The organism is Bradyrhizobium guangdongense (assembly GCF_004114975.1).
GTDB classification, from domain to species: Bacteria; Pseudomonadota; Alphaproteobacteria; order Rhizobiales; family Xanthobacteraceae; genus Bradyrhizobium; species Bradyrhizobium guangdongense.
In genome coordinates this window covers 378,916-395,536 of sequence record NZ_CP030052.1, presented here as the reverse complement: position 1 = coordinate 395,536, position 16,621 = coordinate 378,916, and the positions used below count along the sequence as shown (strand labels likewise).

Sequence of the window (16,621 nt, the reverse complement as noted above, 5' to 3'; positions counted from 1 at the left end):
TAGATTCAGAGACTAAAATCAGAGTAAAGCGTTGTAAAATGATCTTAAGGGTTGTGACGTAGGGTATGGCCATGTCGGACGTAGCATTGGAAAAGATAGAGAGCGGCGAGGCCACCGCGACTGAGGCGCGGAGCGTCATTTCGGAATTCCTTAAAGAGGGATCCGAAAGCAGCCTGGAGCGTATTTACGCAACACTTGGGGCTTGGCTCTGGAATTCTCTGGAGAGCCGGCGCCGCGATCCGGAGCTGCGGGAATGGTTTGATATTCTGCGTCGGGTGAGCGCCTCGCTCGCGCCGAAGAATGCCGCCTATGCCGAGCGCTTCAGAGCGTTTTACGATCTTCTGCAGATGTCGATCAACACCGCCAAGGTTGCTCGTCCAAGCGAGGTCATGCACCGTCAGCATGTCGTCGAGATACTTCGGTTGTTGCGGGATGCACCGTCGCGTCAGCTGGAGAAGACGGTCATTGCTAAGAAACTGGATCTGAAGGATGCCAATCTCAGCCGCATTCTTCGCCTGATGACCAATGCGCGTTTTGTGGAACGAACGGCGGCTGGAAAGTTTGCTCATTTCGCGCTGACGCGCGATGGCCTTATGGCGCTTGAAAGGCACGAAGGGCCCACAGCAAGGGGCGCTGGCCAATTGGCGCAGCTTATGCGCAGGAAAATGGGTCTCAGAACCCACCCTGCCCTCACGGCTGAAGAAAATGTCGTTCTTCGCAGCCTGTTTGATTTGCCGAGCCCGATGCATCCTACGTTGCATGCGGCGGGACTAGTGATGCGTGACCCGCTTGGCGTCCGTCAGGTGATGGAGGACTACCTGCTTCATCCGCCGGCACCGACAGCTCCCGGCTATATGAAGGCGCGAACGAAGAGCTCGTATCATGGCTCGTCGGTGACGGTCGTGCAGGTGAAGAAAGCCGAAGGTCACGGCGCCTCCACATCGATTGAGGCGGTGAACAGTCCAAAGCCCGTCTCGTTCCCTTCGGGTATGCTGCACTTGAGCGCAGGAGAGGACTCCGAGCATGTCGAATGAGGATCTCGGGGCTTCGACAACGGAGCAGGCGCAAGGCGAATCGGAATCGCTAGTATTGTATGGAAACACCCTGCTCGATCGGTTGACCTTTGTTTCGACGACGTTCAGCTCGCTCATCATGAGCATGGGAAGGGTCGGGCGCGACAACCGCGAGGTGTTGGTGCCACTGGTCGAAGTCAGATTCGAAGGTCCCTCTGGCCAGGACGAAAGCGCCTTGAAGTCTTTCTTTTCGGAGCTCGTGCCGCTGGAAAACCTCGCCTTCGTCCTCGAAGACATCTCGGGTGATCTTGCAACTGTTTGCCACCAGCTGAGCGCTGTGAGCGAGGGACCGGTCAAGCCTGATCTCAGGCGGCTTGCCGAAACGAGCAGGTTCCTGCAGGACGCCAAAAGCAACCTGGACAAGTGTCTCGCCGATCTGGAGCGAATTGGTCAGCCGCCCAATCTTCCCTAGCGGAAGTCTTGAGAGCATCTGCGGCGAGACGATTCTTTTGCTTCTAACGCACAAAATTGTCCAGTCGCAATTGACCGCGTCATTCTGAGTTCGAAATGCGATTTTGATTTATCAACCGCGGGGCGTGCCTAGAAGCGTTCGCGGCGGGCTTCGGCTTCGCCGCGAAAGTGCGAGCCGATCGGATCGTGAATTAGCCCCGAGTGGCAAGACTATCTTACTGTCGGCGGGCGGCATGCGTTTCCCAAAAATGGAAATTCCCCTCTTCCATTTTTGGGAAATCGACGGTAGTATCCCTTCATGCTGGTGGTCGGCACGGACCTTGGTGAGCGCTATTTTGCCGAACGCTCTGGTCATCGGGGCATCGATGCAGCGCGCGCTCAATACAGGGCATGGCTGGCAATTGCTGAGGCTTCGGACTGGCGGACGCCGCAACAGGTGAAGCGATCGCATCCCAAGGCAAGCATCCTGAAAGGCGGACGCGTGGTGTTCAACATCAAGGCCAATGACTACCGCCTGATCGCCATGGTTCAATATCGTGATGGCGTGTTGATGATCCGCTTTTTCGGCAGTCATGAAGACTGTGACAAGGTGGACGCGGAGACGGTGTGATGAAGGCAACATTGATAATTATCCAGAACCAGGCCGATCATGAGGCGGCCAAGGCGCTTGTCGGCAAGCTGATGCAATCTAACGAGGCTGCCGATCGAGCGCGTATGGTAGCTCAGGCTCGCCTTATCGAGGCTTATGAACGCGCACGCTGGCCGCGCAAAGCGCCGCCGTTGCCCGATTTGCTAACCTATCTGGTGGAACAACATGGTTTGACGCGCGCTGATCTTGTGCCGCTTCTGGGCACTGCTAGTCGCGTCAGTGAGGTCATGTCCGGCAAGCGCGAATTGAGCATGACGATGGTGAAGCGTCTGCGCGAACGTTTCCATATTCCAGCGGATTTGCTGATCTCCGCGAGCGGAAGTGTTGCGGCTTAGGTCAATCGGGACCATGACTTTCGATAGGGGGCTACTTTGCTCGGCGGCCGTGAATATTTGCATCGACGCGAGAAAGTTCAGCGCATGCGATTCCAACGCCTTTTAGGGATTAGGGTCATCCATTGCTTGCAGCAGCTCGACTATGCACGGATACGAGCATCGGCGCCCCCGGTGGGCTTGATCCATTTGCTCACGATTCTCGCTCCGGAACAGGTCGAACGCCGGTATTGGACTGCGACTTGACGGCATTGAACAAAAAGTGAACAATCCCCTGACGACCCCTCTCGGATGGGCATAAAGCGCCAAAGCGCGCGAGGCGAGTGCTCGAAGGCTCTGCCGGACTTTCGGTCGGCGCTAGCTATGAAGGCTGGCTAGTTTTGTCAGAGGCAGGCAGTCAACAGGATGACGGGGAATGCTTGAGCAGGCAGAACAGACTCGACCAGTCATGACGGCGGACGAGAAGTCTTATTTGTTGCAGCTTTTCAATATGTTAATCCCCGCCGGATAGGCTCGCCGAGCGACCCCGGCAAGGAACCTTGGTTATCGGCGAGTTGTTCACAAGCTGGGACCATTTCTAGCAGCGTGGGCGCGCAATCCTGTAATAGGCTGTCTGTCATGGCCAAGAGCGACTTACTCATATCTCTCGTGCGCGCCGGTGTGACCGGCGATCGGCCAATGATGCGCTCGGCGGTCGAAGCGATTGTGGCTGATGAGCGCGCAAAGAGTCATCACGCGCTGGCCGATCGGCTTGAGCGAGCGCTGCAGACGATAGCTGTGACGCCGCCAAGTCTGGTTGCCTCTCAGCGGTCTCCGCAAGCTGCTGGGCGCGACACGATTTTAGAAGTTACGCCACGCATATCTCTCGATGAGCTGGTTTTACCCTTGCCTGCGCGCGCCGAAGGGATGCAGCTGATCGAGGAGCATGTGCGGGCAGACGTGCTGCGGGCAAGCGGATATGAGCCGCGGCATCGGGTTCTCCTGTCTGGTCCTCCAGGCAACGGCAAAACTTCCTTTGCAGAAGCGATTGCAGAGGGCCTTTCTCTGCCGTTTTTCGTGGTGCGGTACGACGCGCTCGTAGGAAGCTATCTAGGCGAAACAAACGCGCGTCTTCGCGCGCTATTCGACTATGCGCGAACCCAACCTTGCGTTTTGTTTTTCGACGAGTTCGATGCGATTGGAAAAGAGCGTGGAGATGATCACGAAACGGGCGAAATCAAGCGCGTTGTTTCGTTTCTCTTGATGCAGATCGATAAACTTCCCAGTTACGTGGTAACAATAGCGGCTACGAATCATGCTGAATTGCTTGATCGAGCCGTATGGAGACGTTTTCAGATAAAGATTGCATTTCCCGCTCCGCAAGTTGCGGAAATCGCACATTTCATAGAACGAATTTATATGGGCTGGCCCGAGCGCCCTTCGCTGTCGGCTTTTGAACTCGCGCAAAAGATTGACGCAACCTCCTATGCTGAAGTGCTTGATTTCTGTCAGAACGTTCGACGGCGACAAATTCTTGGTCTTGGTGAGATCTCGATCGATTCTGCGGTCAAGACTGAACTCGAATTTTGGTCATCGAGAGTAAAGCCAGAGAACCTGCATGGCGGCCGATCCAACGAAGCCTCTGCTGCGACTGACGCCAGGCAATCAGGCGGCAAGACCAAAAGGCAGGCCGCAACCGATCCCCAGGCCGGCTAAATTCACGGCTGCTGCACAGAATGCAGCATTTGGCCCCCGCTTCCGTCGCCTCGAACAAGTCTTGGGTCGAGACCCAAGCGGCTTAACTTTGCGATCAGACCCGTCCGCGCTGGCGCCAGAGCGGCTGCTGGTTTTTGAGGTTCGGGGGGCAGTTGCGAATTTTGCGAATGCGATCCGAAGAGTGCCTGGTCTGGAGCTCATCGATGAAGAGGAGCTGGAGGGCGATGAGAAGGACAAGTCGCCTGAGGCCTATCTTCTTGTGCCAGATGTCACGGCTTTGCAGAACATCCTGTCGCTCTGGAAGAGATGGGTATCCGGGCAAGCAATTGGGGAGGGGTTCGCACCCTGGCGGGATGTCTTTGCGACGCTCCGTGACATCAGAGTATGGGGGCCGGGAGATCGTGTTCAAGATGGTGATCGAGAGATCCTTGCGCACGAGATCGAGCTCATGGGAGATGAGGAAATTCTCCCCGTTGAGATCGAGCTTGTGTTTCGATCGTCGGAGGACATGGCGGCTTCGAACCAACAAGGAGTCATCAGCGAGATTAGGGCGGTCGGTGGCACTCTTGTGACGCAGTGCCGGATCCCGGACATCGCCTATCATGCCCTTTTGGCTAACCTGCCAGTTGCCGCGATCCGGCAAATTACCGAGCGCTCCGCGACCGGGTTGAGCGGCATGGACCCGGTCATGCACATTCGGCCACAGAGTATTGTTGCGCCGGTGCAAGTCGAAGACGCCAGTCAGCTCCAAGGCGGACTGGGACCGCTTCCTTCTGAAGGCCAACCAATTTTGGCCTTATTGGATGGCGTGCCCGTTTCCCAGCACCCTCTGCTTCGTGATCGAATGAATGTCGACGATCAATTCGATTTAGAGGGCGCAGCCGTCGTGGCTGAAAGGGCTCACGGCACAGCTATGGCTTCTCTGATCGTGCATGGCGACCGAAACACCAATGAGCCGCCGCTGGCGCGCCGCATCCATTGCATACCGCTCTTGGGGGCTGCTGATCAATTTCCTGAGGACCGGCTGATTGTCGACCTGGTTTATCAAGCTGTGGTCTCGATGCGGCGCAACGACGATCCGAGCGCTCCGTCAGTTGTGATCGTCAATCTTTCGCTCGGCAATGTCCGAAAGCCATTTCATGGGCGGCTGTCGCCCTGGGCGAGGTTGGTCGACAGATTGGCCCATCGATATGGAATTCTGTTCTGCGTGAGTGCCGGCAATCACGCCGGCTCATTCGAGATAGCATCCATCCCCACCATGGCTGCTTATGAAGCGACGGACCAGCCCGATCGGGCCAGACATACGTTGTCCGCGCTGTCGCGATTGATCACTTCTCGCCGGCTGCTTTCACCGTCGGAAACAGTGAACGGGATCACGGTAGGCTCCGCCAATATCGACGCCGTTAGCGCAGCCGATCGCCGTAGCGCTAGAGGCAGGGTCGATCCGTATCATCCGATGATCATCACCAATCCATCCAGCGGATTGGGTCCAGGATTTGCAAACGGCGTCAAACCGGATATTTTGATGCCTGGCTCTCGTGAGCATTTAACCATGGTGGCCAGTGGAACGGCGCTTGCTGTAAGGCCAAGTGGACCTGCTCGACCGCATGGGCTCAAGGTTGCAGCTCCGCCGCGCGAGGGCAGCAGCAATTGGGAGCATTACACTTCCGGCACAAGTGCTGCGGCAGCTCTGGCCTCCAGGACGGCTCACAGAATTCATGACGCTTTGGAAGACACGTACGGGCAGGACTTTCTGTCCCTGCCCCACCATCAGCGCGCCGCGCTTCTCAAGGCGCTGTTAGTGCATACAGCCTCGTGGCCGCAAGATAGCGCCGAGCTCATCAAGAGCGTGCTAGGTCCAGCTGATGCAAAGCAATTCGTCAGGCAGAAGGATAATATCCGGCGCTTCTTAGGCTACGGCGTTGTTAGTCCGGACGATGCAATTTATTGCGCTTCCGACAGGGCGACGTTTTGGGCCGTCGGAACGCTGGCGCAGGAGACAAGACGTTCGGTTGTTGTTCCGTTACCGGCTTGCATGAGCGGCCAATCTCTCCCCCACTCGGTGACCGCAACGCTTGCATGGTTCACGCCCGTGCATCCCGGTCGACAATCGTATCGCTCAGTGAAGCTTTCGCTTTTGGCGAGTTCAGATGAGATCGATCAGTTCCGCGTGCAGCCATCCAAGACGCAGCCTGATGTCAATCAGGCAAGCAAGGGGACCGTTTTCTCTCGGCGCTGGCTGGGCGACAAGGCGCCGGCTCTGACAGTCGATTCTGAAATCGAGCTGATCATTCAACGCGAGCCTGACAGAGGCAGCAAGATAGACGAGCAAGTTCCGTTCGGCGTTGCTGTAACCGTAGCCATGCCAGGCATCATTGAGGTCTACAATGAGGCTCGAGCGCGGATTGCGCCGCCCATTGCCGTTCCGGTCCGCTAGCTCGATTGTGCTCGACCTTTGAAAGACGGATCTCACCAGCGATGGGCCTGCCTAAGGTGCCCGGAGGTGCCGCATCAATCCAAGAGGTTGAAATCCCGGGCCAAACGGCGCAGCTTTTGCACCTTTGAAATTCTCAGGTTCTCAGGCAATGAAGCCCAAGGTCTCTGGTTGCTCGCCTTCGATTCCCGCAGCGTGGACGGTTTCGTGTTCGGCGCGAGCTATCCGGCCTTGAAGAATCTCATCTCGTAAGATCGGCGACGTCCGCCTCCTCTAATGCCGCTGAACTTTCGGGAATATGTCGTTGAGCGCACAGTTTTCAGGAGCAGGGACGATTTTTCATGACCGGCGTTTGCCCGAAGCCGGTGCTCCGGCCGGCTATGCCGCCCTCATCGACGCTTATCACCTCTCCGCTCCAATTCCACGGACGCTCTCGGCGATCGGGACCAAGCATCGTATCCTAGAGCAGGATGGCTGGCGCCTTTACACACCTCGGCACGCCCCAGAAGCTTCCCTTGAGGCGCATCTAACATTGCGCTGAAATACGAGGGCGTGGATCTTGCCGTCCTGAAGCGGCTTTTTCTTGCTGTGGCCGAAGGCGAAATCGTCGAGCTGGTCAAACAGAAGCTGACCGGTCTTTACAGGCGTCGCATCTGGTTCCTGTATGAGTGGCTGCTCGGTCGAGAGCTGAACTGAGAAAGATCTTCCGAATGAAGCCAGAGTTCTTCAAGGGTTCGACACGTTCTGCGCCGGCGTCGAGCGTTTAGTCGATATGCCCGAGAGGACGCTGAATAACCTCTTCGGCTTTCTTCGGCAAAATCAAGGTAAGCTATCAAACCGCGCACGAGCCAATGAGTTCGCGGCGCTGACCCAAGAGGAAGTCGAGAGGATTGAACAGTTATACGCAGGTTCATTTGGCAAAGCAGAGCCGTAGCCAAGTCTCTGCCGTGCAGCGAGCGAGTATCGCTTTTTCAGATCCTGGAATCTGAATATGACTGCTCAAGTGGATCAGACTCGACGCGAGATCGGCTACCCCAGCCCGGATCGGGGGAGGCACGGAAGCAATCGAGAGCTTAGCGTATGTCCCTGGCTTACGCAGCTTCCCACGGGTTTGCCCAAGCAGGAAAATCAAACCCCTCGTGCTGCTTCTGAGGACGACGCCATAAACGTCAATGGTTCAGTCAACGAGCGAACGGTGGCGTCGGCCACAAGTGGAGGCCAGACCTGATTACGTCCTTTGCCTTTGGCGGCATACAGGGCGTGATCGGCCGCAGCAATTAATTCCAGAGGAGACAAATCCGACGGCGAACAAGCTGCGACGCCAAAACTGGCGGTGACGATGCCTAAGAGGCTCCGGCCTTCATTGGGGATCGCAGCAATTTCGATCGATCGGCGAATGCGTTCGGCCAGCCGCACGGCATCCATCATCGCCATATCCGGCAGGATTATCAGGAATTCTTCGCCTCCATATCGGGCGACGAGGTCACCCGTCCTTCGTATCTCTGCCTGAAGTATGGCGGCGACTCGTTTCAGGCAGAGGTCGCCTGCAGCATGTCCGTAGCGATCGTTCAAGTGCTTGAAATGGTCGATATCGATCATGACAGCTGAAACGGGCGATGCTCGGCACTCGGGGCGAGACCAAACTCGCGACAGTTCATCATCAAGATGCAGCCGGTTTGCTAACCCCGTCAATGGATCGCGGCGTGAAGCGGCGTCCGCATCGGCGTGCCTGAGCCGATCTCTCAGCGAATAGAGGTAGGCTCTACGGAGATCGCGCTCCATTGTATAGTTTGCGATCAGAGTGATGTAACCGCAGATGAGGAGCTGAACGATGATGGTCACCGCTATCGGGGCGGAGATGTAGCTTGCGGATATGACGAACGCGGTGTGAAGCAACAGGATCGCGGCAGTCACGACACGAGCGAAGCGGAATTCGAGTCTGTGCAGTGAGACATTGGTGTAGAGCAAAGTTGGAATCACCACGTACTGGTAGTGCGCAGCGCTCTCGCTCGCCGTCAGGGCAAAACCGAGGTCGATCTGCAAGATGATGAGTAGCGGAACACTGGCTGCTAGGAGCTCCCGTACGAAGGGCCTCGGTTTGCGCGATACGAGCCAGGCGACCAATAGCATCCACGGAGTCACTATTGAGAAATGTACCCACATGGCCAGCCGCACGACGTCCGGGACCAGCAGCCAATCTCCGAGCAGAAAAAGGTTATAGAGGGGAGCCGAAACGAGCAGTCCGATCGTCAAGCGCTTACACCGCTTGTCGTGCATGTCGGCTTCAAATTGCCGTTCGATGTCCGGGGGGAATCTGATCGATCGCGTCCGTCGCCCGTTCACGCAGGCGTCGACGGAAGCTAATGTTACTGCGATCTCGTTCATTCCAACCTGCCACTCGGACAAGCGGCAGTATAGTTTCTATGCGTTACCGGACCACTTCGGCGAAGCGTAAATATTCCGTTTGATTTCCGGTTTGATCTTACCCTCTCCAGAATCTTGGCCATTTCAGCAGGAGATGAATGCCGTCGGTCCCGTATTTTCCCGGTGAAAGATCAGCAGACCAGTGGCGACTATTCGGCTGCTCCTCACCGTGGCTCGCCGAGCCGACCGCCCCTTCAGGCGTGTGCGTCCGCGGAGGGTTGTATTTGGGGCGCGGTGAGACGCGCCCGCGGGTCGGGCGGCATTAAGAATGGCAGCCCAGGCCAGAAGTCCATAGACGCAACCCAAGCTCCGAGGACGGGTGCAGCCGAACCAGATGGTTGACATCCTCAAGTCCGCTTTCCTGGAACGACAGCTCGGGATCTGGCACTTTCTTGGCGATCTTGCCGCAGCAATACCCTTCCGGGAAATAGCTGACGCTGCTCGCAAAAAATTAGGTTACGTTGAGGGGTGCCATGAGCGCAGCCGGAAGTACCGCATCAGAGGACATCGAACTGGAACGCCGGCTGTTCTATCTGCCGACGCTTCATCTCGATCCATGGACGAAGGCTTGTGTTGACGGTCGCGCAATCTACCTCGATGGGCTTGAGGCGTTCAAGATTAGGAGGGCTATGCCAGCATCTCGCGCATAAGATTGTTACCGAGTTTGTCGATGCATCTACGTAGAAAGGAGGACGCGAACCAGGAGTACGCCGGATCGAAGTGCGCCTCGACGAGATTGAGCGCGAAATCAGACGCGTCCATCCGAAAGCCGCAACTGGCTTCGCCAAACTTCGCGTTGCGCCTCCTTAAGTTGGAAGGCGGCGGACTTGGAGCCTTGCCACAGCGGCAATGTTCGCATCCTTAGTACAATAGCTCCAAGTTGACTTCGCTCTTGGCCACGAGTTACATCCACATGCTGGCAAACGGGAAAGAAAGACCTTTGAATCGAGATGCTCGGCCGTTGTCGCCCATCTCACGACGGCCCAAGAAAAAGAGCCCGCTCGGTCGTGCCGAGCACTTGGCTGGGCTCATTTTGTCCGTTGTCCGTCGCGATGGGATGAAGACCGGCGATCGCCTCATCGAGCAAAAGCTTGCCGATGCGCTTGGCCTGTCGCGCGCGCCAATTCGCCTAGGCTTAAAGGCTCTAGAAGAGGCGGGGTTCGCGCGCGGTGAATTGCACCGCGGCTTTGTCTTGACAAGAGACCCTACGAGCGTAGCCGCACAATCCACACTGGCGGCGGTAAGCCGCGCGGAAGAGGCCTACGCGACGATTGCAACGGACGTGGTCGCAAAGCGCCTTCCCGCCGATGTCACGGAAGCCGAATTGCTGCGCCGTTACGATCTAACACGCACCGAATTACAACGACTGCTGGATCGGATCGCAGCGGAAGGGTGGATCGCGCGCTCACCGGGCTACGGGTGGCGTTTTGCTGAAACTGTATCAAGTCCCGAAGCGCAGACACAAGTTATGGCGTTCCGCGCGGTGATCGAACCAGCAGCAATTGCTCAACCTGGTTACGCTCTGGCGCCAGAGGTCATCGAGCGACTTCGCGAGCGCCAGCTGCGCATTTTTGATGGCGAGCTGGAAAAATTCACGATAGGTGAAGTGTTTCAATGGGGATGTGATTTCCATGAGGAGATCGCGCGCGGTGCCAAGAATCCCTTCTTCGTCGAGTCACTTAAGCGCGTAAATTCGATTCGTCGCTTGTTTGCATACCGAAGCTTCGCTGATCGCGACGGCATGCGCCGGCACGTGAAGGAACACCTGAGGCTGCTCGACGTCCTGGAGGCCCGCCGGTATGCTGATGCATCGGCTCTGATGATGCGTCATATTCGACGCCCGCTTAAGGTGTACGTCTTCAGATAGGTGCCACAGGCGGATCCGTTTCCGAGTTGCATTTCGACAGCTTAAACTGCTCGCCGGACACTGTCGACAAAGCGTGGCACGTCGTCAGTTGTAAGGCCGGCCAGATTGATCCTGCCGTTTCCAACGATATAGATCGCATCATCCTTGCGGAGACGGTCGATCGTGGCAGAATGCAAGGGTAAGGTGGAGAACATTCCCTTTTGCGCCCCGAGCTGAGAAAATTCGGGCATACCCCGTCCGACGGCCGCACGAATTTTTAAAATTCTTTCCCGCATCGTCGTGAGCTCGCGAAGCCAATCCTGACGAAGGGCGGTGTTCGACAGGATAGTGCCGACGACCGCAGCACCATGGTCGGGCGGCATGGACCAGTTAACTCTCGCTAGGGCAGCCATGGCTTGAACAGTCCGCCCTACTGAGACCGGGTTCGTGCCATAGACGAAGAGCGCTCCGGTCCGCTCCCGATACAGTCCGAAGTTTTTGCTACAAGAATAAGCGACGAACGCTTCGCTCACGCTGGACAGCACTATTTCTAGTCCTTCTCTATCCTGCTCTAAACCATCACCGAATCCCTGATAGGCAAAGTCGATGAGAGGAATGAGGCCTCTCTCCTCCACAAGTTGCGCGATCGCCCGCCATTGATCAAGGCTAAGATCCGTGCCCGATGGATTGTGGCAAGTCGCGTGAAGCAGCACGATATCCCCTCTCCTTGCGCTCTTGAGCGATGAGAGCATTTCGTCGAAGCGAAGCGTTTGAGAAATGACGTCGTAATAGGTGTACGTACCTATTTCCAATCCCACGGCCTCAAAGATTGGAATGTGGTTGCCCCATGTCGGCAGGCCCACAAATATCCGGCTAAAGGGTGCCGCCAGCTTTATGACCTCGCAAGCTAACCGGACCGCACCGCCGCCGCCAGGTGTCTGAACGCCACCTAGTCGATCCACCTCGATGTTTCCGATCGCGAGCTCGCGGATAAGGCTGACGAACTTTGTGTCACCGAGTGGGCTTACGTATGATTTGGTGTCCTGTCCCTCGACCAAGAGATGTTCGGCGGCCTTCACCGCGGACAGGACGGGCGTAACGCCGTTATCGTTTCGATAGACCCCCACACTCAGGTCGATCTTGTCCCGCCGAGGATCGTTGCGGCATGCCTCGGCTAACGCCAACACGGCGTCGGCCGGCAGATCAGGCAGGGCTTGAAACATAGCTTCTCCTTACTGAACGATCGTTTGTGCGGCTCATTGGCTCTATGCAATGAGGGCTGGAGTTGGCGCGCCTCTTCAATCGGGCACGGGCGTGGCTTCGTGGACGAAAGGCATTCTTGGTGCGGCGCTTCCGTTTCACCAAGAACGCTATTTGGCTTACGCCAGAACCGCAGGGCGAAAGGATTCCGTCGGGATGCACCCCTGAAGCGGACGCCCGATGAATATCGCCGCGCGGCGCGCGAACAGGCAGCGCCAGGCAGTTCAGCCAACAGGATAATCCATGCAAACCTCACCCGAAAATAGAATTCCGCGGAATGCGAGCGGATCATGTCCTGGCCGCCCACCGGCAGAGCCTCGTTCCGGGGCCCCCGAAGCGGTTCGGAATCTTCATTGACAGATGATGTCACATATTGTTCTTTAATGCAAGAATATACAATAGGGCGCCAATGGACAATTCACCGGATGTGCACATCTGCGAAGTTGCACCGCGCGATGGCCTTCAAAACTTGGATGTCATTGTGCCAACAGGCGCAAAATGCGAGCTGATCAGTGCGATCGTCGCCGCGGGGGTGAGCGAGGTCGATGCGGGCTCATTTGTACCGGCTACGGTCGTGCCGCAATTCGGCGACGTTGGAGCAGTTGTTGCGCACGCGTTGACCCATAAGTCTACGACCATCGGCGCGGTCGTACCGAACGTTAAAGGTGCTGAGCGCGCGCTCGCGGCCGGAGTCAACAGCATGTATTTCGTGATCTCGGCGAGCGAAACGCACAACCGGGCGAATGTGCGCCGCACGATTGAGGAACAGCTCGAAGCATTCCGTGTAGTTCGTGCGAGGATCAACGCGCAAAAAGCTCCTGAGCGGCCGCATCTTGTGGGCGCTGTAGCGACAGCTTTTGGCTGCTCAATGGAAGGCGACGTCAGTGAGGCCGCGGTGTGTCGCCTTGTGCAGGGTTTCGCCGAGGCGGGTGCGGACGAGATCGGACTAGCAGATACCGTCGGCTACGGCACCCCAACGCAGGTTAAGCGGATCGTACGCGCGGTTCGCAACGAGACCGGCCCAAAAATGATGCTCAGGCTACATCTGCATGACACGCTTGGCGCCGGTCTTGCCAACGTCGTCGCGGGGCTCGAAGCGGATGTCCGGCGCTTCGATGCTGCTGTTTCGGGGCTTGGCGGCTGTCCCTTCGCACCGGGCGCACGGGGCAATATTGTGACTGAGGATCTCGTGTTCATGCTCGAACGGATGGGCCTCTCCACTGGGATCGATCTGGATCGGTTGATGGCGACACGCGAAATTCTCGCCCGGCACGTTGAGCAGAAGCACCTGACAGGTCATCTGCACGAGGCTGGAATTCCAAGGGTGTTGCGGAGGGTGGCATGATGGGCGGCAATCCCACATCAGGGCCGACAATTCCCCGCCCCCTCGAAGGCGTGCGCGTCGTTGAATTCAGTCAGATGGTCATGGGCCCTACCTGTGGGCTCATCCTCGCCGACCTGGGCGCCGATGTGGTCAAAGTCGAGCCGCTCAAGGGCGATCGCACTCGCTATTTCAAGGGGCCTGCCGCGGGTTTTTTTGCGACATACAGCAGGAACAAACGCAGCATCGCGCTCGACACGTCGAGCCCGGGAGGCAAACAGGTGGCGCGCCGGCTCACTGAGCGCAGCGATGTTTTGATCGAAAACTTCCGACCGGGTTTGATGAAGAGGGTCGGTCTCGACTACAATTCAGTGGCCGCATTCGCGCCGCGGCTGATTTATTGCTCACTCAAGGGATATCTCCCCGGACCCTACGAGAACCGTCTTGCGCTCGATGAAGTCGTTCAGATGATGGGCGGGCTCGCCTACATGACCGGCCTGCCGGGCCAGCCAATGCGCGCGGGCGCCTCAGTGAATGACGTCATGGGTGGCATGTTTGGGGTGATCGCGATCCAAGCCGCGCTCGCCGAACGACAGCGCACCGGCCGCGGTCGTTACATCCAAAGCGCCCTCTTCGAGAACAACGTCTTTCTAATGGCACAGGCGATGATGTGCGAGGTCGTCACCGGACGCCCTTCAATTCCGTACTCGGTGAAGGACAGTCCTTGGCCGATCTATGACCTGTTCGATACAAAGGACGGATCAAAGCTTTTCGTCACTGTCGTTGGGGAGGAGCAATGGCAGGCGTTCTGCCTCGCGTTTGATCGGGCTGCCTGGCTGAGCGATCCGCGTTTCATCACGGCTCAAGGTCGAGTTGATCATCGCGACTGGCTGATCCCGGAAGTCGCCAAGATATTTGGCGGCTGGAACAAGGCCGAACTTGCCGCGAAGCTGGAAGAACTTGAGCTGCCCTATGCGCCCGTGAACAAACCGGGTGATTTGTTCAGCGATCCCCACCTCAATAAATCGGGTGGTTTGACCGAGATCCGCTTGCCCGATGGCCGTAACACCAAAACCCCCTTGCTGCCGATATCGCTCGACGGCCGCCGCCTCGCAAATGGCAATGACCCGCCTCAGGTCGGCGAACATACACACGACATCCTCGGCGATATCGGGTTTTCGACAAACGAAATCGCTGCGTTAGAAAAAGCGGGGACAATCGCCTCGTCGGCCGTATGACGGATCTTAAGCGCCTGGTTCGCAACAAGCAGCAGGGGAGTAATGCATGACCATCACACGGCGCCGAGTCCTTGTTTCGGGCTCCGCATTTGCGGGCACCTCGTTGCTGCCGAGCCAGTCGCGCGCTCAAGGCAAGCCGGTCACCCTCGCCTTCGGCCCCACAACGCCAATCTATGCCATCGGCATGATCGCCGAGCTCAAGAACTATTTCAGGGATGAAGGACTCAATTCGAAACTGATTACAGGCAACTCGGGCAGTTTCGGTCGCCAGATGCTCGCTTCGGACCAAGCGATGTTCGCCCACGGTGACGCCAGTCACCCCCTTCAACTCACGGCGCGCGGCAAGGCATGCAAAATTCTGCTCGCAACTGAAATGGCGTGCTCGTACGCCAATGTTGTTGTGCGGCAAGACCTCTATGAAAGCGGCATCACGTCGCTCGAGAAGCTAGCGGCCTACAAGCGCCCAGACGGGGCCAAGCCGATCATCGCGGCCACGGCCATCGGATCGGGCAGTTGGGTCTATGGCACTTATCTGTTTGAAGCACGAGGGCTTGGCGGAAAAGTGAATTGGGTCGCTGGCGGCGGGCAGGAGATCATGTTTCCGTCTCTCGAAACCAAGCAGTTTGATGCCATCATGGCACCGCCAAGTTGGATCATCGAAATCAAGAAAAAGGGCTTTGGCACTCTGATCTACGATACCTCCCAACCGGGGATGTTTGAGAAAGATTTCGGGGGCACGGTTCCGGTGCTGGTCGTCTACACGCTGGCGGACACGATCGAGCAGGACAAGCCGACGGTACAGGCCTTCGTGAACGCGATTTATCGGGCGATGAAGTGGGTCAAAACGACGCCGCTCGCCGAAGTCCAGGCACTGGTTGCGCCCAAGTGGTTTTCTGGAATCGATCCCACCGCCGTTAGCGCAGAGCTTGGCTTTGACAAATTGACTTGGGCATATGACGGAAACATCGACAAAGCCGCCTATGATCGGGGCAGCAGAATTTGGTCCCGCAAGGGTACAGAAATTCCGGAGACTGCATACGAGGACGTTGTCGATATGAGCTTTCTCAATGTAGCGAAGGCAAAATACAAGTGATGTCCGCGCCTGGCCCCAGCCTCGCCGTTGCCCGAGAAACGACGAATGCGGACGCTGGTCGCACTCGGATTGCTGTGCAAGGACTAGTTAAGCGCTTCAGCGCCGGTCGAGGCGATTTTGCTGCCGTCGACAATGTATCATTCGAGGTTCGCCAAGGCGAATTCGTTGCCTTGCTCGGCCCCTCCGGCTGCGGAAAGAGCACGATCCTCAACATGGTGGCCGGGCTCTTGCCACATTCAGGCGGCCGAATTCTCGTCGACGGCGACTTAGTTGATACCGGCAAGGTAAATTCCAACGTCGGTTACGTGTTTCAGCGCGACACACTATTTCCTTGGCGAACGGTCGAGCAGAATATCGGCTACGGGCTCGAAATCTCCGGTATCACGAAGACGGAGCGTTCCGCGCGGGTTGCCGATGCGATTGGAAAGGCCGGGTTGACTGGCTTCGGCCAGAGCTTTCCTCGGATGCTTTCGGGCGGGATGCGTCAGCGGGTGGCCTTAATGCGCACCCTCATCCTCGAACCTGAAATTCTCCTGATGGATGAGCCTTTCGGCGCGCTTGATACTCATACCAAGCTGGAAATGCACAAGACATTGCTCGATATCTGGGAGCGCGAACGGCAGACTGTGCTGTTCGTAACTCACGACCTCGGCGAGGCGCTTACACTGGCCAGCCGCATCATCGTCCTGTCCGCAAGGCCCGGACGGCTGAAGGATGACTTCCAGGTGCCCTTTCCTCGTCCGCGAGATCCAGTCGGGTTGCGCGAAACGGCCGAATTCGGCCGCCTGTATTCTCACATCTGGCATTCGCTTGGCGAAGAGTTTCGCCGTACCAAGGCCGATTGA

General features: G+C 57.3%; 13 protein-coding genes and 1 pseudogene. 12 read left to right on the top strand and 2 right to left on the bottom strand.

The features are described 5' to 3' along the window. The first annotated feature begins 71 nt into the window (after window positions 1-71). The 7 genes and pseudogenes from X265_RS37495 to X265_RS37465 all read left to right on the top strand — a co-directional run. On the top strand, window positions 72-1,034 hold the full coding sequence (locus X265_RS37495; RefSeq protein ID WP_128955131.1) for a helix-turn-helix domain-containing protein: 963 nt from the start codon (window positions 72-74) through the stop codon (window positions 1,032-1,034). Beyond that, window positions 1,024-1,485, top strand: coding sequence for a hypothetical protein (locus tag X265_RS37490; RefSeq protein WP_128929969.1), 462 nt, complete (start codon window positions 1,024-1,026; stop codon window positions 1,483-1,485). The genes X265_RS37495 and X265_RS37490 overlap by 11 nt, the downstream gene beginning before the upstream one ends. A gap of 297 nt (window positions 1,486-1,782) precedes the next feature. Further along, entirely contained in the window at window positions 1,783-2,094 is a 312-nt protein-coding gene (locus X265_RS37485; RefSeq protein WP_128929968.1) for a type II toxin-antitoxin system HigB family toxin, read from the top strand. Further along, window positions 2,094-2,468 (top strand): helix-turn-helix domain-containing protein, encoded by a 375-nt coding sequence (locus tag X265_RS37480; protein WP_074274398.1) that lies wholly within the window; start codon window positions 2,094-2,096, stop codon window positions 2,466-2,468. Before X265_RS37485 ends, X265_RS37480 begins: the two co-directional genes overlap by 1 nt. Before the next feature lie 615 nt (window positions 2,469-3,083). Beyond that, complete coding sequence (locus X265_RS37475; RefSeq protein WP_128929967.1) at window positions 3,084-4,160, top strand: AAA family ATPase; 1,077 nt, start codon at window positions 3,084-3,086, stop codon at window positions 4,158-4,160. Next, window positions 4,063-6,597, top strand: a complete 2,535-nt coding sequence (locus tag X265_RS37470; RefSeq protein WP_128929966.1) for a S8 family serine peptidase — start codon at window positions 4,063-4,065, stop codon at window positions 6,595-6,597. Before X265_RS37475 ends, X265_RS37470 begins: the two co-directional genes overlap by 98 nt. 295 nt (window positions 6,598-6,892) lie before the next feature. Next, window positions 6,893-7,287, top strand: a pseudogene (locus tag X265_RS37465) (Fic family protein); the annotation flags it as partial. Between the two features lie 435 nt (window positions 7,288-7,722). Here X265_RS37465 and X265_RS37460 read toward each other — a convergent pair. Continuing rightward, window positions 7,723-8,979 (bottom strand): GGDEF domain-containing protein, encoded by a 1,257-nt coding sequence (locus tag X265_RS37460; protein WP_128929965.1) that lies wholly within the window; start codon window positions 8,977-8,979, stop codon window positions 7,723-7,725. Window positions 8,980-10,075: 1,096 nt separating this feature from the next. Here X265_RS37460 and X265_RS37450 point away from each other — a divergent pair. Then, entirely contained in the window at window positions 10,076-10,885 is an 810-nt protein-coding gene (locus X265_RS37450; protein ID WP_232995542.1) for a GntR family transcriptional regulator, read from the top strand. Window positions 10,886-10,926: 41 nt separating this feature from the next. Here X265_RS37450 and X265_RS37445 read toward each other — a convergent pair whose 3' ends face one another. Further along, entirely contained in the window at window positions 10,927-12,087 is a 1,161-nt protein-coding gene (locus tag X265_RS37445; protein WP_128929963.1) for an amino acid aminotransferase, read from the bottom strand. A gap of 446 nt (window positions 12,088-12,533) precedes the next feature. On the opposite strand from X265_RS37445, the gene X265_RS37440 reads away from it, so the two are divergent. The 4 genes from X265_RS37440 to X265_RS37425 are packed head-to-tail and all read left to right on the top strand — an operon-like array spanning window position 12,534 to window position 16,621. Further along, on the top strand, window positions 12,534-13,469 hold the full coding sequence (locus X265_RS37440; protein ID WP_128929962.1) for a hydroxymethylglutaryl-CoA lyase: 936 nt from the start codon (window positions 12,534-12,536) through the stop codon (window positions 13,467-13,469). Continuing rightward, complete coding sequence (locus tag X265_RS37435) at window positions 13,469-14,683, top strand: CaiB/BaiF CoA transferase family protein (RefSeq protein WP_128955189.1); 1,215 nt, start codon at window positions 13,469-13,471, stop codon at window positions 14,681-14,683. The genes X265_RS37440 and X265_RS37435 overlap by 1 nt, the downstream gene beginning before the upstream one ends. 46 nt (window positions 14,684-14,729) lie before the next feature. Further along, window positions 14,730-15,776 carry an ABC transporter substrate-binding protein gene (locus tag X265_RS37430; protein ID WP_128929961.1) on the top strand — a complete coding sequence of 349 codons (1,047 nt, stop codon included), beginning with the start codon at window positions 14,730-14,732 and terminating at the stop codon, window positions 15,774-15,776. Beyond that, a complete protein-coding gene (locus X265_RS37425; RefSeq protein WP_164933581.1) occupies window positions 15,776-16,621 on the top strand; it encodes an ABC transporter ATP-binding protein in 846 nt (281 codons plus the stop codon). Before X265_RS37430 ends, X265_RS37425 begins: the two co-directional genes overlap by 1 nt.